The sequence below is a fragment of the Methylobacterium sp. Leaf123 genome, from assembly GCF_001423405.1.
GTDB lineage: Bacteria > Pseudomonadota > Alphaproteobacteria > Rhizobiales > Beijerinckiaceae > Methylobacterium.
In genome coordinates this window covers 400,583-420,003 of the sequence record NZ_LMNS01000012.1, presented here as the reverse complement: position 1 = coordinate 420,003, position 19,421 = coordinate 400,583, and the positions used below count along the sequence as shown (strand labels likewise).

30 protein-coding genes and 2 pseudogenes are annotated in these 19,421 nt (G+C 65.3%); 12 read left to right on the top strand and 20 right to left on the bottom strand.

Features of this window, described 5'->3' with window-relative positions; translation table 11 throughout:
* Positions 1-6: 6 nt before the first annotated feature.
* From pstA to pstS, 3 genes are all read right to left on the bottom strand, one after another.
* The gene (gene pstA / locus ASF53_RS11710) at positions 7-900 is read right to left on the bottom strand and encodes a phosphate ABC transporter permease PstA (RefSeq protein WP_056198091.1); all 894 of its coding nucleotides are present in this window, start codon (positions 898-900) and stop codon (positions 7-9) included.
* Positions 901-944: 44 nt separating this feature from the next.
* Positions 945-1,919 (bottom strand): phosphate ABC transporter permease subunit PstC, encoded by a 975-nt coding sequence (pstC, locus tag ASF53_RS11705; protein WP_056198089.1) that lies wholly within the window; start codon positions 1,917-1,919, stop codon positions 945-947.
* Positions 1,920-2,034: 115 nt separating this feature from the next.
* Positions 2,035-3,075: a phosphate ABC transporter substrate-binding protein PstS gene (pstS, locus tag ASF53_RS11700; protein WP_056198469.1), complete on the bottom strand. Its 1,041-nt coding sequence runs from the start codon at positions 3,073-3,075 to the stop codon at positions 2,035-2,037.
* A gap of 439 nt (positions 3,076-3,514) precedes the next feature.
* Here pstS and ASF53_RS11695 point away from each other — a divergent pair, with 439 nt between their 5' ends.
* Complete coding sequence (locus ASF53_RS11695) at positions 3,515-3,790, top strand: hypothetical protein (RefSeq protein ID WP_056198088.1); 276 nt, start codon at positions 3,515-3,517, stop codon at positions 3,788-3,790.
* Between the two features lie 56 nt (positions 3,791-3,846).
* Here the strand turns inward: ASF53_RS11695 and ASF53_RS11690 are convergent, their stop codons facing one another.
* The 4 genes from ASF53_RS11690 to ASF53_RS11675 all read right to left on the bottom strand — a co-directional run bounded on the left by ASF53_RS11690 (position 3,847) and on the right by ASF53_RS11675 (position 6,025).
* The gene (locus ASF53_RS11690; RefSeq protein WP_286134347.1) at positions 3,847-4,002 is read right to left on the bottom strand and encodes a hypothetical protein; all 156 of its coding nucleotides are present in this window, start codon (positions 4,000-4,002) and stop codon (positions 3,847-3,849) included.
* 878 nt (positions 4,003-4,880) lie between these two features.
* On the bottom strand, positions 4,881-5,276 hold the full coding sequence (locus ASF53_RS26665) for a hypothetical protein (protein ID WP_286134346.1): 396 nt from the start codon (positions 5,274-5,276) through the stop codon (positions 4,881-4,883).
* Between the two features lie 22 nt (positions 5,277-5,298).
* On the bottom strand, positions 5,299-5,661 hold the full coding sequence (locus tag ASF53_RS11680) for a hypothetical protein (protein ID WP_056198085.1): 363 nt from the start codon (positions 5,659-5,661) through the stop codon (positions 5,299-5,301).
* Between the two features lie 73 nt (positions 5,662-5,734).
* Positions 5,735-6,025, bottom strand: coding sequence for a hypothetical protein (locus tag ASF53_RS11675; protein WP_056198083.1), 291 nt, complete (start codon positions 6,023-6,025; stop codon positions 5,735-5,737).
* Between the two features lie 228 nt (positions 6,026-6,253).
* Here ASF53_RS11675 and ASF53_RS11670 point away from each other — a divergent pair.
* The 8 genes and pseudogenes from ASF53_RS11670 to ASF53_RS24945 all read left to right on the top strand — a co-directional run bounded on the left by ASF53_RS11670 (position 6,254) and on the right by ASF53_RS24945 (position 10,978).
* A pseudogene (locus ASF53_RS11670) lies at positions 6,254-7,149 on the top strand (NAD(P)H-hydrate dehydratase).
* 427 nt (positions 7,150-7,576) lie between these two features.
* Positions 7,577-7,831 carry a hypothetical protein gene (locus ASF53_RS11665; RefSeq protein ID WP_056198081.1) on the top strand — a complete coding sequence of 85 codons (255 nt, stop codon included), beginning with the start codon at positions 7,577-7,579 and terminating at the stop codon, positions 7,829-7,831.
* Between the two features lie 27 nt (positions 7,832-7,858).
* Positions 7,859-8,134 carry a hypothetical protein gene (locus ASF53_RS11660; protein WP_003600805.1) on the top strand — a complete coding sequence of 92 codons (276 nt, stop codon included), beginning with the start codon at positions 7,859-7,861 and terminating at the stop codon, positions 8,132-8,134.
* Between the two features lie 162 nt (positions 8,135-8,296).
* The gene (locus ASF53_RS11655) at positions 8,297-8,671 is read left to right on the top strand and encodes a DUF4440 domain-containing protein (RefSeq protein ID WP_056198079.1); all 375 of its coding nucleotides are present in this window, start codon (positions 8,297-8,299) and stop codon (positions 8,669-8,671) included.
* A 523-nt stretch (positions 8,672-9,194) separates the two neighbouring features.
* Entirely contained in the window at positions 9,195-9,449 is a 255-nt protein-coding gene (locus ASF53_RS11650) for a hypothetical protein (RefSeq protein ID WP_056198075.1), read from the top strand.
* Complete coding sequence (locus ASF53_RS11645; protein WP_056198073.1) at positions 9,446-9,712, top strand: hypothetical protein; 267 nt, start codon at positions 9,446-9,448, stop codon at positions 9,710-9,712. The genes ASF53_RS11650 and ASF53_RS11645 overlap by 4 nt, the downstream gene beginning before the upstream one ends.
* Positions 9,709-9,900, top strand: coding sequence for a hypothetical protein (locus ASF53_RS11640; protein ID WP_056198071.1), 192 nt, complete (start codon positions 9,709-9,711; stop codon positions 9,898-9,900). Before ASF53_RS11645 ends, ASF53_RS11640 begins: the two co-directional genes overlap by 4 nt.
* Positions 9,901-10,153: 253 nt before the next feature.
* Entirely contained in the window at positions 10,154-10,978 is an 825-nt protein-coding gene (locus ASF53_RS24945; RefSeq protein ID WP_200943219.1) for a KilA-N domain-containing protein, read from the top strand.
* A gap of 121 nt (positions 10,979-11,099) precedes the next feature.
* Here ASF53_RS24945 and ASF53_RS11630 read toward each other — a convergent pair whose 3' ends face one another.
* The 13 genes and pseudogenes from ASF53_RS11630 to ASF53_RS11575 all read right to left on the bottom strand — a co-directional run bounded on the left by ASF53_RS11630 (position 11,100) and on the right by ASF53_RS11575 (position 17,431).
* Positions 11,100-11,345 (bottom strand): hypothetical protein, encoded by a 246-nt coding sequence (locus ASF53_RS11630; RefSeq protein ID WP_056198070.1) that lies wholly within the window; start codon positions 11,343-11,345, stop codon positions 11,100-11,102.
* Positions 11,345-11,716, bottom strand: coding sequence for a hypothetical protein (locus tag ASF53_RS11625; protein WP_056198068.1), 372 nt, complete (start codon positions 11,714-11,716; stop codon positions 11,345-11,347). The genes ASF53_RS11630 and ASF53_RS11625 overlap by 1 nt, the downstream gene beginning before the upstream one ends.
* On the bottom strand, positions 11,716-12,522 hold the full coding sequence (locus ASF53_RS26660; RefSeq protein WP_286134344.1) for a hypothetical protein: 807 nt from the start codon (positions 12,520-12,522) through the stop codon (positions 11,716-11,718). Before ASF53_RS26660 ends, ASF53_RS11625 begins: the two co-directional genes overlap by 1 nt.
* 120 nt (positions 12,523-12,642) lie before the next feature.
* A complete protein-coding gene (locus ASF53_RS25720) occupies positions 12,643-12,942 on the bottom strand; it encodes a hypothetical protein (protein ID WP_156635521.1) in 300 nt (99 codons plus the stop codon).
* A gap of 12 nt (positions 12,943-12,954) precedes the next feature.
* A complete protein-coding gene (locus ASF53_RS11615; protein ID WP_156635519.1) occupies positions 12,955-13,239 on the bottom strand; it encodes a hypothetical protein in 285 nt (94 codons plus the stop codon).
* A 13-nt stretch (positions 13,240-13,252) separates the two neighbouring features.
* Positions 13,253-13,549, bottom strand: coding sequence for a hypothetical protein (locus tag ASF53_RS11610; protein ID WP_056198064.1), 297 nt, complete (start codon positions 13,547-13,549; stop codon positions 13,253-13,255).
* Between the two features lie 11 nt (positions 13,550-13,560).
* Complete coding sequence (locus tag ASF53_RS11605; protein ID WP_200943217.1) at positions 13,561-14,457, bottom strand: hypothetical protein; 897 nt, start codon at positions 14,455-14,457, stop codon at positions 13,561-13,563.
* Between the two features lie 26 nt (positions 14,458-14,483).
* Positions 14,484-14,786, bottom strand: a pseudogene (locus ASF53_RS11600) (phage portal protein); the annotation flags it as partial.
* Positions 14,787-14,828: 42 nt separating this feature from the next.
* Entirely contained in the window at positions 14,829-16,016 is a 1,188-nt protein-coding gene (locus ASF53_RS11595) for a tyrosine-type recombinase/integrase (protein WP_056198058.1), read from the bottom strand.
* 2 nt (positions 16,017-16,018) lie between these two features.
* Positions 16,019-16,594: a phage antirepressor N-terminal domain-containing protein gene (locus ASF53_RS11590; protein ID WP_056198056.1), complete on the bottom strand. Its 576-nt coding sequence runs from the start codon at positions 16,592-16,594 to the stop codon at positions 16,019-16,021.
* 176 nt (positions 16,595-16,770) lie between these two features.
* Positions 16,771-16,950, bottom strand: coding sequence for a hypothetical protein (locus tag ASF53_RS11585; RefSeq protein WP_056198053.1), 180 nt, complete (start codon positions 16,948-16,950; stop codon positions 16,771-16,773).
* Positions 16,947-17,165 carry a hypothetical protein gene (locus ASF53_RS26140; protein WP_056198051.1) on the bottom strand — a complete coding sequence of 73 codons (219 nt, stop codon included), beginning with the start codon at positions 17,163-17,165 and terminating at the stop codon, positions 16,947-16,949. The genes ASF53_RS11585 and ASF53_RS26140 overlap by 4 nt, the downstream gene beginning before the upstream one ends.
* A complete protein-coding gene (locus tag ASF53_RS11575; RefSeq protein ID WP_156635514.1) occupies positions 17,162-17,431 on the bottom strand; it encodes a hypothetical protein in 270 nt (89 codons plus the stop codon). Before ASF53_RS11575 ends, ASF53_RS26140 begins: the two co-directional genes overlap by 4 nt.
* A gap of 508 nt (positions 17,432-17,939) precedes the next feature.
* Here ASF53_RS11575 and ASF53_RS25715 point away from each other — a divergent pair.
* From ASF53_RS25715 to ASF53_RS25710, 3 genes are all read left to right on the top strand, one after another.
* Positions 17,940-18,260: a hypothetical protein gene (locus tag ASF53_RS25715; protein ID WP_156635512.1), complete on the top strand. Its 321-nt coding sequence runs from the start codon at positions 17,940-17,942 to the stop codon at positions 18,258-18,260.
* Positions 18,261-18,776: 516 nt separating this feature from the next.
* Positions 18,777-18,959 (top strand): DUF4926 domain-containing protein, encoded by a 183-nt coding sequence (locus ASF53_RS11570; RefSeq protein ID WP_286134342.1) that lies wholly within the window; start codon positions 18,777-18,779, stop codon positions 18,957-18,959.
* Positions 18,956-19,318 carry a DUF6883 domain-containing protein gene (locus ASF53_RS25710; protein WP_156635510.1) on the top strand — a complete coding sequence of 121 codons (363 nt, stop codon included), beginning with the start codon at positions 18,956-18,958 and terminating at the stop codon, positions 19,316-19,318. The genes ASF53_RS11570 and ASF53_RS25710 overlap by 4 nt, the downstream gene beginning before the upstream one ends.
* Positions 19,319-19,421 lie beyond the last annotated feature (103 nt).

Sequence of the window (19,421 nt, the reverse complement as noted above, 5' to 3'; positions counted from 1 at the left end):
GCGGCCTCAGCGCGCCCGCTGGTCCTTGATCACGAGGCGGGCCACCACCGACAGGGCCAGGATGGTGACGGTGATGAGAAGGGCGCCCGCCCAGGCGAGGCTCTGCCAGTTCGGATAGGGCGACAGCGCGAACTGGTAGATCATCACCGGCAGGTTGGGCACGCCGCCGAGCAGGTTCGCGTTGAACCAGCTGTTGTTGTTGAGCGCCGTGAACAGCAGCGGCGCGGTCTCGCCGGCGATGCGGGCCAGCGCCAGGATGATGCCGGTGACGACACCGGCACTCGCCGCCCGCCAGGTAATCGCGCGGATGACGAGGGAGCGGGGCGCGCCGAGGGCGGCGCCGGCCTCACGCATCTGGCTCGGCACGAGGCGCAGCATGTCCTCGGTGGTGCGCACGATCACGGGGGTGGCGATGATGGCGAGCGCCACCGCCCCGGCCCAGCCGGAATAGGTCCCCATCGGCCGCACCATCAGCGTGTAGACGAACAGGCCGATCAGGATCGAGGGCGCCGAGAGCAGCACGTCGTTGAGGAAGCGGATGATGTCCGCGATCTTCGAGGTGCGGCCGTATTCCGCGAGGAAGGTGCCGGCCATCAGCCCGATCGGCGTGGCGATGACGATGCCGATGAACGTCATCACGAGGCTGCCGAGGATCGCGTTGGCGATGCCGCCGCCGACGGAGCCCGGCCCCGGCGTCGGCTCCGTGAGAAGGGAGGGGGTGAAGCCCTTCACGCCCTCGACGATCAGCATCAGCAGGATCGAGCCGAGCACGGCGATGCCGAGCAGCGTCGCGAACGTGCTCGCCAGGATCAGGATGCGGTCGGCGATCCGGCGGCCGGAGCGCACACGGCTCGCCCTCCGGGGGCGTTCGGCCGTTGCGAGGGAAGGGCTGGCATCCATGGCTCGTGGTGTTCCGAGGCTGGCGGCGTTGCGGAGATTTCGGTTCAGGCGACCTTGGTGCGCCGCACCAGCAGGCGCGCGATGATCAGCACGAAGAAGGTGATGATGAAGAGCAGGCAGCCGAGCGCCATCAGCGAGGAGAGCTGGAGCCCGTCGGCCTCGTTGAACTCGTTGGCGATGCGCGAGGCGATGGTCGAACCCGGATCGAAGATCGAGGCCGAGAGGCGGTTGGCATTACCGATCACGAAGGTGACCGCCATGGTCTCGCCGAGCGCGCGGCCGAGGCCGAGCATGATCGCGCCGATGATCGAGACCGACGCCTGCGGCACGAGGACGTGGCGCACGACCTCCCAGGTGGTGCAGCCGATGCCGTAGGCGCTCTCACGCAGCACGGTCGGGATCTGATCGAGCATGTCGCGGGTGATCGAGGCGACGAACGGCACGATCATGATCGCGAGGATGATGCCGGCGGTGAGCACGCCGACGCCGGAGGGAATGCGTGCGTAGAGGACCGTGCCGACGATCGGCAGCCCCTCGACGACGTTCGAGACCGGCACCTGCACGAAGCGGGCGAAGAGCGGCGCGAACACGAACAGGCCCCACATGCCGTAGATGATGCTCGGCACCGAGGCGAGCAGCTCGATGGTCATGGCGACGGGCTTGCGCGCCCAGCCGGGGCAGAGCTGCGTCAGGTAGATCGCGATGCCTAAGGAAACCGGCACGCCGATGACGAGCGCCAAGAGGGCGGCGGCCACGGTGCCGATCACGGCGGGCAGCGCGCCGAACTGTTCGGTGCCGATGTTCCAGGCACTGGAGGTGATGAAGCCGAAGCCAAACTCGGTGAAGGCGGGGATCGCCCCGTAGATGATCGATCCGAGGATGCCCGCGAGCACCAGCAGCACGAGCAGGGCCGAACCGTAGGCCGCACCCTGGAACAGGCGGTCAGCGGTCTTGCTCGGTGCAGTGCGAGGCACGCCGCTCTCGCTGGCCAAGGCGATGGACTGGGTCAAGGCGGTCATCCGCGGAAGGGCTCTTCGAATGGAGGGCGTTTAGCGCGCCGTGGCCCGTGAGGCGAGCCGGACACTCCGAGAAAGACCCTCTCCCGGGTGGGGGAGAGGGCCTGAGACGGTCGCTTTACATGCCGAAGACGGGTTTGCCGTCCTTGCCCTTGATGCCCTTCCACTCCTCGTGGATCAGGCCGACGACGTTGTCGGGCAGCGGCACGTAATCGAGGTCGACGGCGAGCTTGTCGCCGTTCTTGTAGGCCCAATCGAAGAACTTCAGCACATCGCCGGCCTTCGCCGGATCCGCCGGATCCTTGTGGACCAAGATGAAGGTGGCGGCGGTGATCGGCCAAGCGTCATCACCGGCCTGGTTGGTCAGCGCGATCCCGAAACCGGGGGTCGACTTCCAGTCGGCGCTGGCGGCGGCGGCCTGGAACGCCTTGTCGTCGGGCTGCGGGTACTTGCCGGCCTTGTTCTGGATCAGGGCGTAGGCGAGCTTGTTCTGCTTGGCATAGGCCGACTCGACGTAGCCGATCGAGTTCGGAACCTGCTTGACGGTCGCCGTCACGCCCTCATTGCCCTTGCCGCCCTGGCCGACCGGCCAGCTCACGGTGGTGGCGGCCCCGAACTCCTTCTTCCACGGCTCGGACACGGACGAGAGATAGGTGGTGAAGATGTTGGTCGTGCCGGAGGCATCCGAACGGTAGACCGGCGTGATGTTCGCGTCCGGCAGCTTCACGCCCTCGTTGAGCGCGGCGATCTTCGGGTCGGACCACTTCAGGATCTTGCCGGCATAGATGTCGGCCAGGAGCTCACCGGTCAGCTTGACCTTACCGGCCTCGATGCCGGGGACGTTGATCACCGGCACCACACCGCCCATGACGGTCGGGAACTGGACGAGGCCGTCCTTCTGGAGCTGGGCCGGCTTCAGCGGCGCATCGGTGGCGCCGAAATCGACGGTCTTGGCCTGGATCTGCTTGATGCCGCCGCCCGAACCGATCGACTGGTAGTTCAGGCCCGTGCCGGTTTCCTTGCGATAGGCTTCGGCCCACTTCGAATAGACGGGGAAGGGGAAGGTGGCACCGGCGCCGGTGATGTCGGCGGCGAAGGCCGAGGTCGCGAGCTGGGCGGCCGCGAGGCCGACGGCCAGAGCGTAAGTGAAGGGTTTCACGAGCATCTCCGTAGGGTGTCGGGCGCAATGTCGGGGCCGGTCCTGATGGGAACCGGTCTCGCTGCGACGCTGCTGCCATCTAGTGCACCGACGCGCCGCCTCTATGACGGCGACATGACGGTGACATGACAGGCCCCGGGAGGCCCTCGGCAAGCCCTTGGGGAAAACGGAATTTCACTGAGGATCGAGGCCACGGCGGGACCACTCGGCCCGCCGGGAGCGCTTTGGCCCGCGGGAGCGTGACCGGAACGAGAGCGCGGATCAGTGTCTCTGGCAAAACGTCCGCCGCATCATCGCGGCCCATGCAACGATGATCGGTGCCCGGAAGTTTCAGGAGGTACGCTCAGTCGTTCCACTCGCATGATCGTCACGAGATCTTGCTCGTGAGATCCTGAGTGGGACCGGGTCTACACTTGAAACGTCCGAGGAGACCGTCATCGTGACGGAGCCACATTCATCCCACGAGGAGAAGCCTCTCCTCGATCCGGCCGATCCTCAGGAGGCGGCCTACCTCGCGCTCCATGCGGAGCGGGCGGCGCTTGAGGACGAACTGACGCTGCAGCAACAGCGTCAGCGCTTCGGCAGCGACGACCAGGAGATCGCGACAGCGCGCGCGGCCGAATCGTCGCTGCTCAAGGATCTCGATCGGGTGCTGACCATGATCCGTGCCGCTGAGGTCCGGCGCCAGCAGCCGATGGCCCGGCGCTGGCAGTGATCCTCAAGCCGAGGATCCCTTAAGACTGGGTCTCCTGAGATGACGAGACCCGACCCTCACGCGCTGCGGCGGCGGTCGCGCTCTTTCTGCCGGAGTTGCAGCAGCAATTCGACTTGGACGTCGGTGATCGGCTGCGCGTCGCAGCGCTCGACATAGGCGTCACGCAGGCCCTGTCCGATCCGATCGCGACTCTCGCCATTCAGAGCGGGCATGGTGGCTTCGACGATCGATCCACCGGGGTAGTCCGTCGCGAGATGTACCATGAATCGACCAGGCCGAATCTGAAGGAACCGTGTCGCAACCGGCGAGAGGGAGCGATGGTCACCAAGATTGCATCGAGATGGTTAACAAAAACTTACCGTTGACGAGGCGGCCGAAAATTCTTCGACGATGATTCACGGTGTCGAACGCGATCGCTGGAGGGACAATGGTTGCCGACCCCTCAGTCGCGCGCACGACCGTAAAGTCTGAATATCCGGGTCGTCACGTCCCGCTTGGTGGAAGCGAATTCTTCCGCTGCCGAAGTCTCGGAGACCAAAATTCGTGTGCTAGCGCACATGATGCGGATATGATTTTCCGCGCGCTGCAGCCATTTCGCTCAGAAACTCTGCTGCGGCAACGCGTTGGCGGCCTCATCGACGCCACGCCAATCGTCACGGTTCGGGATGATTGGCCACGCTGGGTCCGTTTGAATCAGTGTCGTTGGGCTGCCAGCCCCCCAATGCGGTACGCAGGCGACAGGCGGGTCGGTCTTCTCCTGAGAAGCCGGCCCGTCACGCGCTGAACCCACCGAACACGCGGCCCACCGCGTTTCAGACTTTCGTCGGTTCAGCCCTTACGGCTCGCGCCGCCCGCATTCCGCTTTGTCGGCTTGCCCTTCCTTGGCACCGCCTCGGGGATCGGTGCTGTCCTCCCCGGAGGCCGTGCCACTGCTATGACCCTGGGGCGTCAGGCGGGGCCGATCCGGGGCTTCGACTTTGTCCGGCTGCTTCGTCTCGGCCATGAGGCACCTCCGGCACGATCAACCCGGCACCAGCCTGCGCGGTTCTCCGCACACGGTAGAGCCGGCGACCGCCGCCCGAACGATGTTCTAAAGATGCCGAGCGCCGATCATCTCGTCTTTTCGCCAGAGGGTGCGACACACCTTGATGGATGCCTGGGCCGAGGACGTCAGCATGAACACGTCCGGGACGAGGGATGCGTCGGGAACGACGATCTCGACGTCCTGCGCGGAGATGTCGTGGACCCAGCACCCGATCGAGGTGTGCTCATCGACCGCGATCAACCCGGCCTGACCGGGCGTCGGAGGGGCGTCGACGGGGAATCCTGCATGACTGGACATCGATGTCCTCACGTGAGCAGCGAAGCGTGTCAGGCGCCTGATAAGAAGCCGTTGCACCATCCCGTAAAGTTGGAGCGATCCGCGCGGAGCGAGCCCACGCCCCGCCGATTGGCGCACGCCGCCCCCTTTAAGGGCCAGGATCACCCGATCGCGGCGATCCACAGGATCAGCGCAACAGCCACACGACCAACCCGACCCCCAGGGCTGCTACAACAATGGCCCCGTAATAGGCGGGCATGACCCAGCGGTTGGCGCCATGCCCGGTCTGCATTCGGCTGGCCCTCTGGCGGCGCGGTCGGGTCTCCTCTTCGCGTGCCAGCGCGACGCGGGATGCTTCCGCGGGTGTCCCGGCTGCTTCGTCATCGGTCCCGAGGGGCGACAAGCCGGGATCGTGGGCGGCAATCTTATCGCCGGTGCGGCCGGAATCGATCTCGGCCTTCAGTTGCGCGCTGGTCGGACGCGCCGACGGAGCGGGCGCTTCCGGCACATGGTCGGCCGGAGGGGGCGGGGTCTCGGAACGGAGTGGCATCGATCACACGCTTCCTTCGCATCGAGTGTCGTCGTGATCGCCGCCCGCACCGTCCTTCGATGCGGGGCTGGTATCACTGCGCGCCGGCGCCGCCGCTTCCACCACCCCCGCTGCCCTGGGGAACGGCCCGCTCGGGCTGGTTGGCATTGCCGCCCGCCGCGGAGTTTCGGGTGACGGTGCTGGCTCCAGTCGCGCCGCGGGAGATCGTCTGGCCCCGGCCGCGTCCGCCGGTCACGCTGCCGGCGCTCGTGACGATCCCACGGCTCTTGTGACGGGAGCGGGCATCGGCCGAGGTCGCCGTCAGCGGGACGAGGCTCGCCGCCAGGAATCCGGCCGCGCTTGCGAGGGTAAGGAAGCGTTTCATGGTGGTTTCCGATGATCTGTCCATCGAGAAACCCAAAGCCGCGATTTTGTATCCAATTGCCACCGGGAGCCGGTGACGCGCTCCGACTGCCCCAATCGAAGCGGGCCGGCGGCAAGCTGAAGGGATACAGAGGCGTCGTCCGACGCTTTCCTCCTCAGCCGTATCCCGGAGCTTCCGAAGGATGACGCCGCGACGTTGGACCGATCCGCACGCACACGCAGCCGACCGATGACGGTAAACCACCTCACGCTCGATCGCCTTCGGGAATTGCCCCTGCCGATGCCCGAGGAGGGCAGCAAGGAGCAGCGCGGCACGGTGCTCGTGGTCGGCGGATCCGCCGACGTTCCGGGCGCGGCCTTTCTGGCGGGTGTCGCCACGCTCCGAGCCGGGGCCGGACGCCTCCGCATCGCGACCGTGAAGAGTGCGGCGTCGGCGATGGCGCTCGCAATGCCCGAGGCGCGCGTCATCGGCTTCACCGAGACGGAGGAGGGCGGGATCGATCCGGCCTCGGCCGGGGCGCGCCTGCCGGCCTTGGCGGAACGCTGCAACGCCATCCTGATCGGGCCGGGGCTGAGCGCCGGGGACACGGCCGACGCCCTCCTCATGCGCTGCTCCCGGCACGCGCCGCGTCAGCGCTCGTGCTCGATGCCGGCGTCATCGCCGGCCTCGGCGCGCAGGCCGATGCGATTCGCGCCTGCGGTGGCCGCGCCGTGATCACGCCCCATGCCGGCGAGATGGCCCGGCTCCTGGGCATCGACCGAAGCGAGGTCGAGGCGGATCCCTTGGCAGCGGCTCACCGGGCCGCCGACAGGCTCGGATGCGTGGTGATCATGAAGGGCGCGCAGAGCTGGATCGTGGCCCCTTCCGGTGAGCCCTGGCTCTACGGGGGCGGCGGGATCGGGCTGGCGACCTCCGGCTCCGGCGATGTCCTGGCGGGCATCGTCGCAGGCCTGCTCGCGCGCGGCGCGGAAGCCACGACCGCGGCGGCATGGGGGGTTTATCTGCATGGGCAAGCCGGGCGCCGGCTCGCCGAACGCATCGGACCGCTCGGCTTCCTGGCGCGCGAGATCGCCGACGAGGTGCCCGCCATCCTGCGTGCGGCCGATTCGGTTCTGCCATCGTAGATTTCGGCGCCGGGAACACAGCTAAAACGGCGCGGGTTCTGCCTTACCTCAGATGAGGGAGCGTAATCATGACGCAATCGGAGCCCGTGAAACCCGGCGATGAAGCATCGCCCGGAACGCCCGGAACGGGTGAGAACCTGTGCCCCCGCTGTAGCGGAAGCGGACAGTTCGAAGCCAAGTCTTGCCCGGACTGCAACGGCACCGGAAAAGTGATCGCCGGCATCGGCGGCGGCTGATCGCTCTCACCATAGACCATTGCCCGCAGAGCGTGTCGGCGCTGCAAAACAGGCTCACGCAGCGCCGTCTTTCATGCTAGAACGAAAATAGAACAAGTGGGCGGCCGATATCCGGTGAGGTTTCCATGATCGCGACGGCGTGCCCGACGCGTGAATGGCGGCCGGCTCGGCCCTGGTGCGGGAGAACGACGGTGACGATGCGGACGACCTACCTCGTGCAGACCTTCGTCTTGAAGCGCAAACGCCTGTGCCCCGGCGACCAACAGGTATCGCCGTCGGTGAACGGTGCGCTGAAGCGGGCCGAGGCAATGGCCACGCGGCTGCCGGGCACCGCCGCGATCCAGATCGTGGCCGACGACGAAACCGGTGAGCTGGAAAGCGCGACGATTCTCGGCCGATTCGGCGAGGTGCCGGAAGACTTCGCCGAGACGCTTCAGGCCGCCTGACGAACGTATCGAGAGAAGAGGCACCACATGGCTTTCAAGCCGAAATCAGCCGCGGAGACGAAGGCTCGCGATCTGGGTTTGGCGCTCGCGCGGATCGCCGAGAACGAGGGCATGCCGGCCCATGTCGGCGTGGACGCTCTGCGCCGGTCGAGCCCGCGCCTGACGCCGCTGGCGATCGGGCAGATGGTGCGCAAGCACCGCGACATCCTCGAAGAGACGCTGATCGAGCGGGGGCTGACGCTCGTGGATTATGCCGACCAGGGGCCGGGACGCGGCATGGAGTTCGAGGTCGCCAGCGCCTGAGGGCGCGTCGGTCTCGCGCTGACTTCTTGGTGAGGGCGGCTCCTCCGCCGGTTCGACACCGGCAGCGGGGACGTGACGCGACCATTGGGGCGGGTGCCAGCCAGGAACGATCACGGCGCGCAGGTCTTGTCCCGGCACTTCGAGAGCCCGAGGAGGCCCGCCGTGGACGATGATCGTGTTTGGTCGTTCGAAAAGAGCCTGTGGACCGGTGACCCGGATCATTACCGCGAACTCGTCGATGACGAGTGTCTGATGGCGCTGCCGCAGCCGCCCTATGTCTTCGGCGGCACCCAGGCGATCGAAGCGGTGGCGAACACCCCCCGTTGGTCCAATGCCGAGTTCGACGATGGCCGGATCGCGCGCCCCCAGGAAGGTCTGATCGTCATCGCCTATTCCGTGAAGGCGTCACGGGGCGATGAAACCTACGAGGCGCATTGCACCTCGACATACCGCCGGCTCTCGCACGAGGAATGGCGCGTCGTGCAGCACCAGCAGACCCCGCGCATTCTCGCCCCGGTCGTCGACGAAGAGCACTGACACAACGGGCGCGTCGGAGCGGTCACGGACGACATCTCTCGTCGCGATGCGTGGCCGTGTGCGATGGAGCCGCCCTCGGAGAGCCGGGTGGCTCCATTTCTCGTCAACGCGCCGCTAGGCTGAGTTGAGGCGCAAAACGCATCGCTCAAGCGAACAGCGAGCGCGTGACGGCGATGGAAGGAGAAATTCAGCAAAACCCATGAAGCGGAGGGCACGCCATCAGCGCGGCGGCACCGTCTCTCACACAGTCAATCCTGCGCAGCGGGAAGCGCGGAAACTGCACGTTTGTAAGGGTTTGGAAGAGTTTGGCTCCCCGAGCAGATCGCAAATAAATATTTAAAATCAGACTCTTAAGCCCCGCACCTAGCCTAAAGGCACCGATTGGCGCGCAAGGGGAATTTTCCGCGGCCCCCGCACCTGCCTCGGCTCGTCGAGTGGGGAAATGAATTGCACTCTAAGGCGAGGCGCACTTTGGGCAGAGGTTCTGTTGGCGAGGGCAGCCAGTGCGCGATAGGCTCGCCGCATGGACGATTCGCCACCTTTCCGACCCGACACAGCCAAGGACGCCATTGAGGGCGACGGCGATTTCCTCTTGCCGATCTGCGAGCCGAAGCCCGGCCTGCTGATGGGTGAATCGCTTGCCGTGATCGTGCTGACGACGGTCGAGGGACAGCGCGTCGGCGTACCGCTCGGAATGCAGGGGCTCTCCGACCTGCACGAGGTTACTCGCGAGGCGCTGCGGATGCTGCAGGCGACAGATGAGGACAGTGTGCAGTGAGTGGCTCTGATGCCACCGTCGGCGAACTGTTCAAGGCCAAGGCCGTCACCGACGAGCAGGTGAACGCGGCTGTCGATGCGTACCTCGCCGATCCCGGCACCACCGCCCATCCGATCGCCGACGGCTACAGCATCGATCTCGCCGCGGCCGTCGCCGGGCATGGCTGGGCGAGCGCGGTTGTCGCCAACCCCGAGAGCAGCCCGACCCTGAAGCGCGGGGCGATTCGGACCGCCATCCTGTTGGCGCGGGCGACAAAGGCGTGAGTGACCCCGACCAATCTGCCGCCGAGATGCGCGGCCTGCTCCGGTTCGCGCAGGGCCTCGGCCTGGACGAGGTGGCCGTGCGGGAGATCTACGAGGCGGTCGGGCGTGAGGCTGAAGCGGCCGGCGCCAGCGATGATGACCGCATGGCCGAGGTGCGGAAGCGGATGCTCGCGGCGGCGCGAGGATAGCGAGCGCGCAGCGCACAGAACCGGTGGATATCGCCTGCGGTGCTGCGCACCGGCCACAGACACGCAAGGTTGCGTCGTGGATGCTGGGTGTCCCGAAACGAAAAACCGCCCCGAACGATTCGGGACGGTTTTCGCGGAGGGAGCTGGCCGAGGCCGGAACACCTTCTGTGCAAGCGGATCATCACCATGGTCCGTTGAAAGTGTCCAGCCTTCGGTCGGCGTTTCGTTAACGCGCACGACTGGAGCTGCGACTTTGCAACAGCATTTTGACCTCATCCCTCACCGCGTCGGCGGTGATCTCGTCTGCCAGCGCCCGAGCGACGGCTACATCAACGCCACCGCGATGTGCCAAGCGACCGGCAAACTCTACGCGGACTATGCCCGCCTGCGCACGACGAGCGCCTTCCTCGACGCTCTGTCGGCCGATATGGGGATTCCCATAACGGAACTTGTTCAGACACTTAGAGGCGGCGAACCGCATCTTCAGGGCACTTGGGTTCACCCTGACGTGGCGATCAATCTCGGCCAGTGGTGCTCGCCCGAGTTTGCCGTTCAGGTAAGCCGTTGGGTGCGAGAATGGACATCCGGCCGGGCGGCGATCCGACCCCAACTGCCCTACCACCTGCGTCGGCACCTCGCGAACCACCCGAACGTGCCACCCGGGCACTTCTCCATTCTCGTGGAGATGACAACACTGCTCATCGCCCCCTTGGAGGCGCTTGGCTACACGCTGCCGGAGCGCATGCTGCCGGACATCTCGCAGGGTAAAATCTTCTGTCGGTTCCTGCGGGAGGAATGGGGGATCAACACCGACGCCTTCCCGACCTACCAACACGACTTCGAGGACGGGCGCACGGTCTTCCCGAAGGCCTACCCCGACGACATGCTTGCAGCGTTCCGCCGTCACTTTTGGACGGTTTGGCTGCCCGAGCGCGCTGAGGAGTACTTCGGAAGCCGCGATCGAGCGGCTCTACAATACCTGCCGATCCTGAACGCGAAGGCGACGGCGGCCGGATTGCCAATGCCGCTGAAGAAGCTCCCGCCGCGTCCGATACCGAAGCAAAAGCGTCGCGCCTGAGCTTGAAACAAAAAGCCCCGCCGCGGCTGAGCCGGGCGGGGCAAGTATGGATCGATGTGAAACACCCGCTGGAGGGCGGGCATGATGTAGACGGCTAGCGGCGCGCAGATAGTCCGCAGCGTCACCCCGGCGGCGGTCCTCTCTCCACGCACGGCGCCCGCACCACCTCCTCCGGCGTCTCCCGCGCGAAGGTCGTAAGCGGCCCGATGGTGATCTCTGAGCGGGCGTGAGGACGATCGCCCGGCGCCGTCATCACCGGGCTGATGCGCGTGCTCGGCCCGATGTAGAGGTAGGCGCGGGCATCCTTGGCCGGCTTCCCGCTCGCGAGCAGGCCGGCCAGGGTGACGGCGATAAAGCAGGGTGCCATCACCGATCCCGCTCGTGGTGCGCTCGGTTCTCGATCGCCTGCTCGCGCTCGATCAGCCCCAGGATTTCCGTCTGCCGCCTCGTCTCCTCTCGGATGACCCGGACGCATTCCGCGATGCGCCCGGTATCCTCCGCCTGTCGCCGGGCGAGGTCGCGCAGCTCGCGCATCAGATCGACTGCCTCGCGGGGCCCCTGCAGGAACGGGGCTGGCACATCGGCGATGCCGACCGGAGCCGGCGGCGGCAGGTGATCGCGGTCGCCCCGCGCCCGGGTGACCATCCAGCCGATCAGCATCATGGTGCAGCCGCCGACGAAGATCTGGAGGAACTGCTGGGTCGCGATCACGTCCTTCAGGAAGGTGAGCCAATCCATCAGCCCCGAACCTCCTCAAGTGCCGCCAGAGCCTTACCGATCCGGCTCTTGCGCGACACGCCGTCCAGCACGGCGATGTAGACGGAAATGGCTTCGAACCCGGCGAGCGTCCCGAACACCGGAATGACGAAGCTCGGGGCGTGCGCCACCGTGAAGGCATCATAGATCAGGGCCATCGCGAACTGGCCCATGATGAGGCACTCGCCCGCTTCCTTGGGGCCGTAGACGACGTTCGCCTGCCCCTCACGCTCAACGACCCAATAGTCCCCGTCCTCGCCGTCTGAGGGCTGCGGCGGCAGCGTGCCGGTAAGCAAGCCAGAGCCGCGACGGCCAGCCTGCCCGGCGACGGCAACGGGCGTGATAATCGCCTGCCGACCCTGGCCGAAGGTGATCCCTTGGCGATCGGCGACAAAGTCCCGGATCTGGGCCGGGTCGCCGTAGAACAGGCGCACCGGCGCAAACAGGCGCCGCGCGCCGTCCACCACCTCCAGCAGGTCGGCGGTCAGCTCACCGCGCGGGAAGTTCGCCTGTGCGAAGGTCCGCGAGACCTGATGCACGAAGGTGTTCTTGACCGTCTGGTCGCCACTGCCATCTGTCGGCGGGAGGAGTGTCAGCCCATCCTGAAAAGTGAGGATCTTGAGCTCTTTGACCGGCTCGGCAACGCCTTGCTTCGTCGTGGCTGGCGCGATCCAGGCCTCGAAGACGCGCCCCTCGACGGACAGCGGGTTGCCGGCAGAGTCGAACAGAGGGATCTCCCAATAGGGGTCCGTCTGGGTCGAGATGATGAACTGCGGCAGACCGGCCATGGATGGCTCTCTCGCGTCAGGCAGCCGAACGGCCGCGGCGCGGCGGTGGGCCACGCGCGGGGTCGGTTAGGGTTGCGGGTGTTGGGTGGGCGGCTTAGGCCAGCCCTTGAAGGCGAGCGCTTATGCGCGCAGCGCGATATTGGTCTTTGGAACCGAGATGACGGTGTAGTTCCCGTCCGCCGTCAGGACGAGGACGTTCGCGAGCGACAGTTCTTGGGGGCCGAAAACAAGAACGCCTAATTCAAAAGGAAACGGGGCGACATCGGGCGGGAAGCCAAAACGGTTTGTAATATTGACCTGGGCGCCACGACCCGGCCCGAATGGCGTTGTCGGCTGATTGTAGAGCGCCCATAGAAAGTTCAGGCAATCGGCCGCATTGCTGATCGCGAGAACATCATTTCTTTTTACAACAATTGCCATTTCCGTCTCCTTTTAGCGCGGAGCCAGATGGGCTTTGGGAATAGCTACGACGACGGCATCACCGCCTCCGGTTAGAACCAAGACCCAGCAAACTGGCGGCTCGTTCGGGCATTCGACCACCACGCCGACCTCGTACCAGCCGATGTTGGCGGGCAGCGACGAGCGATCAATGATGTTGACCCATTGTCCTCGCACAAAGGGGCTCTGGGGCAGGATCGCCCGGAAAATAAGGTAGTCCATCGCCTGCTGAGGCGTGTCGATCACGAGATTGTTCGGGCGTGAGACGAGGATTGCCACGGTGCTCTCCCAGCTACTCGGCTTCGCGCTTGGCAAGATTGTCCGTCTGTACTTGGATCGCGATCTGCTGGCCGCCTGCAGTGAAGACGAGCACCCACGAGAACAGCTGGCCCGGTAGGTCGCAGAGCACGACGCCCACATCGCCGACGGCAATCTCTGGCGAGAGGCCTGCCCGGCTGGTGATGTCGACCGCCTCGCCGGTCTGAAAAGGGCTTTGGTCCTGCATGCCCTGGAACGTTTCTCCTAGATATGCAGCGATCTCGTCGGGCGTGTTCAGCGTGCGCTGTCGCGACTCGGCGAAGGTGAGCATGGCGTTTGTCCCTATGCTTTCGGCTGGAAGCCAGCGAGATGAAGTTCGTTGATCTGGACTTGGCCGGCGCCGGGGGAGGTGTAGCTGTATCGTATCCGAACACTTCGAAGACCGACCGGAAGATATCGGATGCAGGAGCATCGAAAATCGAATGTATTATTGCCGGCGCCTGATGTTATGCTTTGCAGTAAATCATTAAATCTGAAATAACCGGCAAGCGCTCCATCGACAATCAGCTGCATCCCGGACAGCTGTGTATTCTGCGGGCCGGTGATCGTGATTTTACCAAAAACTTCAATGCACGCTGGAAAGTCTGAATTCGTGACATTGTAATTGAAATTTAGATTGGCATCGATTTGATCCGATACCGACCCTTGCCCCGCGATTAGCGTGTAGGAAGGAATGTCGATCCTGAGCGGGATCGAAGCCTGCCCAGAGGTCAGCCGCAGGTACGGCACGCTGAGCGTCCCCGAGCCCGCATCGTAGAAGAAAGCCGGCACGCCACTGGCGCCGGGCGACGTGATGACGAACTTGTCGGCATCAAATCGAACAAGGCTCGTGCCGTTCAGCAGATCGATGGAGAAACCTGCGCCTCGGGTCTGCCCCCCGACGGTGGCCGCAAGCAGCATCTCAAACCGCGCCTCGACGCCAGCGATGCCGGAACTAGCCTGAAGCGTCATCCGGCCGGTGGCGGTGCCGCGGTCGGTCTGCGCCTGAACCGCATCGACCCGGCTTGCAATTGCACCGTCCGCCGTGACCCGCGCGCTGCTCTCGCTGCTGACGCCGGCCAAAGCCGCATCGGTCCGCGCGACCACGGCGTCGATCCGCTGCGCCAGCACCCCGTCGCTGCCCACGCGGGCGGTCTGTTCTGAGGTGACCCCAGCGAGCGCCGCATCCGTGCGGGCCACCACGGTGTCGATGCGCTGGCCGATTAGGCGAGGCGAAGATCGTCGGCGCGCTGGTTGTCGGCCGCGTTCTCGGCGTCGATCTCCTCGGCGTCGTAGCCGCCCTCGGCCACCTTCCGGCTGCGCGAGGACAGACCCGCCTGGATCTCCTTGGTCTTGCTCTCGACGTCCTGCACGGGGTGGATGTACGGCCACGCCTGCGGGATCCAATTCACCGCGTAGACGTCTTCGCGGCGCATGCCCTCGGGCAGCTTCAGCGCACCGGAGAGCAGGGCGAGATCGACCCAGCGGCGCCAGACTGGCCGGCACAGCTGATAAACGACGAGGTGGTGATAAGCCGTGTTATTTTACAGACACTTAGCCCGCGCCGTTGCTTAGGCGTTGCAGCCAGTACCCTCGATTTGCAACAGCGGCGCCGAGATCCGCGCCATGACCGCCTGTAGGCGGACCGCCCTGGCGTCGTCCGTGAGCATCGCGTGGCAGTAGGTCTTTAGGGTCGTGTCGAGGTGGCTGTGCCCCATCATCTCGGGAATGTCGGTCAGGGGCACACCCGATGCCGCGAGCATGCTGGCCGCGAAGTGGCGCAGCGCGTGGAAGTGAAAACGGTCCTCCGGGTGCTCCATCCCGACCTGCCGGAGAAGCGGCTGCCACATCGTCTCGTGGAAGTGCGTGGCCGAGAGCGGTGAACCGCCGCGCGTGGCGACTAGCAGCCCGTGCGGATTCGGCCGGTGATGGTCGCGCAGGTAAGCCACGATCATCGCGCCAATCTGCGCCGGTAGGGGGAAGTCCCGCACGCCTGCGGCAGTCTTCGGCCCCTTGATGCCGTCGTGCTTGGAGAAGCTGTGGCGGATGCGGAGCACGCCCCGGTCGAGGTCGATGTTCTCGACGGCGAGGCCGGCAATCTCGCCGTAGCGCAGCCCGCACACCGCGGCGAGATGAACGATGATCCGGCGTAGGTCCGAGGTGCGCTGCTCCCAGTTTTTAGGCCGCTGTTCGGTCGCCTTCAGCAGCGTTTTGACCTGCTCGACGGTGAAGGCTCGCACCTTCCGGTCCTTGATGCCCTTCAGTTCATCCAGCACCTCGTCCACCGGCTTCGTCTTCATGTGGCCGTGCTTGCGGGCGAAGTCCTGGAGCTGCTTGAGCACCACGATGCGGTCACGGGCCGTGCGCGGCAGTAGCAGCCCGGTTCGGACAGGCTCCTCATAGCAGGCCATGATCTCGGCATGCGTCAGCTCAGATGCGATCCGGCGACCGATCCGCGGGAGGATAGTGTTGCGCAAAGCCGACTCGATGTTGCGAGCCCGTCCGTTGAGCAGTCGCCCGTCGTCCACGCGAGCACGAATGTGGAGCAGGAAGGCCTCGGCGAGCGCGGCCACAGTGAGAGTGTCGCGTCCGGAGACGTGAACACCTTCCTCGATCTCCTGCACGACTTTGTTTTTGAAGGCGTCGGCCTGCTTCTTCAGCGTGAACGTCTTGTGGCACCGCTGACCGGCCGCATCTTTGTAGTCGACAACCCATTTGCTGGTGCCGTCTGGATACTGCCGCTTTCGTACGCTCGCCATAGTCAGGCGCTCCTCTCTGTGGTGGTGGGAAGGGCTTCGTAGGTGAACCCGAACTCGGTCTGGCGCCGGCCCTCCCGCATCTCGGGGACGACAGGCAGGCCGAGGGCGAGCCAGAGGCTACCGGCGGCGCGGGTGCCGAAGGTCTGCCGGGCCTCGGTGACGAGGGAGCGCCGGACGGGCACCGGCTCCTCGCGAGCGGGCTCGGCCAGTTCGAGCCGCGCCACCGTGGCGCGCTCGCCGTAGAAGTGCCGGAACAGGACGGCGAAGCACTCACGCTTGTAGGCCAGCACCCGCCCGCGGGCGTCGGCCTTCACGCGGCTGGCGTCGATGCCGAACAGCCAACCTTGAATGAGGTCGAGACGGAGGCAGACCGTCTCTTGCTCGCCGCCGGGCGTAGGCATCCGCGTCACACGGATACCTTCGGCCAGGATCGGATCACGGTGGAGCCGGTCATGCTGGCCGGACCACTTGAGCCCGAGGCCGTCCGAGATCGGCTTGACGGCCACGAAGACGCTTTCGCCGTCCTCTACGGCGAAAAGGGTGTCGTCGTGGAAGTTGATGGTGACGAGTTTCGACATGGTGCCCTCACGATTGCCGCTCCCCAGATCGGGGGAGCGCAAGTGCCGCTCGCACGGGATTGCGCGAGCGGCGGTCGTGAGGCCCGGCCGGGCTGAGGGGTTTCGGCGCAACTTGCGCCGAAACCGGCGCAACTTGCGCCAGTTTCTGTGACCCCCAGAGCGGCCGGGCCGGGGTATCAGCGGCAGGCGTGCGCCCGCGCCATCAGGTCGCCAGCCAGACGCTTGCGCTCCTCCGCGCAGCGAAAGGCTTCATCCGCGAGGTCGGCGAGGTCGGCGAGGTAGGCAGAGCGGGCGAGGTCGAGGTGCGCCCACCGGATCTGCGCCAGGGCAAGAAAGGCGAGGATCACGCGCATCATTTCAGACGCCCGTTCATGCCCGCGGCCTCGCACCATCTCGTGCGAAGCACCTCTCCAAGGCGTGAGATGGTGTGGCCGAGCTGAGCGAGCGCAGCGCGCTGCTCCTCGTCAGGCAAAGCGTGAGCCGCCATGTGCACGGCCTCGCCCCAATCACGAACCTCGAAGATGGGCACTTCCATCTCGCGCACAGCCTCGAGTCGGTCGGCGGCACTCATGCTGCCTCCAGCTCGTCGCGAAGGCGCTGCTCGTGCCAGCCGTCGTCGTCGGCAAGGCCGTTGTCGTCGCCGGCCTCACCATCGGAGCCGTCACCGACCGCCCAGGCGCTCTGGTCGATGCGGTCGCAGGCGCCGAGGGAAGGCTCGAGATCCGCGTCGCGCGTCAGTGCGTCGAGCAAGGCGATGTCCGCCTCGATCCGATCAGCGATGGCGCGGCGCAGTTCGCGGATACGGGCATAGTCGGTGACCGGCTCGTCGGCGCGCATGGCGCGGATCGCAGCCGACACGGGTCCGCCCAGCGCAACGACGCGCGGCGGCCTCACGGGTGTATGGATGGTCATCTCGGTTCTCTGGGATCGAACCGGCTTGTCACGGCCGGCGGCGCTCGCCCTTGTCACGGGGATCGTGCCTGCTGCCAGCGATCGGCACTGGCACCGGGAGGGTGACAACACGCCCAGAGAACGTGCATCGCAGCCTTTACCCCGAAGGGCTGTTGTATCGCCGCCTAGCGTTGCCGCTTGACGGTGCTGCGATACTCCCGGCATAGTGAGCCGGTCGCGCTCACCGGGAGGTGAGCACGTTCTTTACGGGGCCGAACACCCGGCAAGGTGGAAGGCTTCCGCTCTGGACTGAGACGCCAACCCCGGCAAGGGTCCGTCTCGGGAGTTGTCACGCTCCAAAACGCAGAATGCACGAACACCCCGCGCCCGGCAAGGCGGCGGGGGTTTCGTGCTGCGCGTTAGGTAGAGGCATCCTGCCCCTGGGGACGGAATCATGCGCCCGCTGAACTATCCGTATTTCAAATTTCTCGGTGCCGTCGAAACGCTGGCGACTAGCGCACTTCCACTGCAAAAACGTCTTGAATTCGCGCATACTGGCTTTATTGCTGTGAAGCGCGACGACTTCGATGCATACCCAGAAATTATGGCCGCATACGACGACCTCTATGAGGCTATTACCAAAATCAAAGATCCCGATGCCGGGTATGTTCCGGCCACGACCTCTCGTATGACCGACGAAGAGGCCGAAGCTGCCGCAGATAAACTGTTTACGCTCTACAACCTAATTTCCCGCGTTTATCATAGCGAGGAGTGATCCGAAGCGCTGAAAACGCTTTCCGGTCAATCCAACCTAGCCCGCCACCCGACAAGGTGCGCGGGTTTTGCGTTTCCGGGTCCTTTCCGAAGCGGCGGTCGCACGCTATCGTCACCGACTCGGGCCGCCGGAGACCGCCGCGCCCCACCTTGGCTCGAAGGGGCGCGCCGGTAAGCCCCTGATTTCAAAGGGCGCCCCACCTGCCCCACCTTTCGCGCGCGTATGGAAAAATCCGCGCGGTCTTGGCGCGCCCCGCATGTCCTCCGAAATTACTCTAACGCTCGCAAAAGGTGAGGCAGGTGGGGCACGTAGGAAAACAACAAAAAAATCATTGACTTACGCGCGCTCCACCTTGAACGGCAGTTGGGACGCGGGGCGGATACCTCGGACGCCTTGTCAACTCTATGTGGCCGGGCCCATATTGGGTCCATGGTGTTCCGTCGAAACATCGCACCGTTCGCCGCCGGCTTCGGTGGAGGCCCTGGAGGGGAAGCCCCGATCCGGGAGCTTGATCGCGTGCGCCTGCTTGCGACCGTAATCGGCGATACCAAAGAGAAGATACCCATGGGCACCACGGGAACCGTGGTCGCGGTCTACGCTCAGGGCGAAGCGTACGAAGTCGAGTTCGCGGCGCCTCTTGATACACTGGCGACGGTGGATAGTCGGCAAGTGCTCCTCGTGGAGCGCGCGAGCGAGTGAGTGACGACGACGCGTGGCCGGCGCGCTTCATTGTAGCGCCAGCAAAAGTCACTGACTATCTGCTGAGTGCCGATCACCCTGAAGGCGGACCCAAAGCCGCATTTCTTAAGCAATTTGGGTTTACGGCGGCAAACCCCTTAGATCTGTACCATGCCCTTATCTCTCATTCGCAGAGAGAGAATTTTGCTGGCACGATCGAGGGCCACAAGGCGCTGAAACTGTATTTTCATGGGCTCTTATTTTCTCTGACGCCCGAACAGCCGAACGTTCGGACGGTATGGCAATTGGATGAGGGCGACGCCTCTCGAACGGCTCGCTTCATCACGCTGAAGCCACTCCCGAAGCTGCCGGTTCGGTAATCCGGGCAGCAGGAGTTGCCGTTTAGCCGTGCATGGCTGATTGCAGCACCTCGACGCCCGTACCGCAGCACGACATCAAGGTTGAGGCTGCTTAGGGCCACCA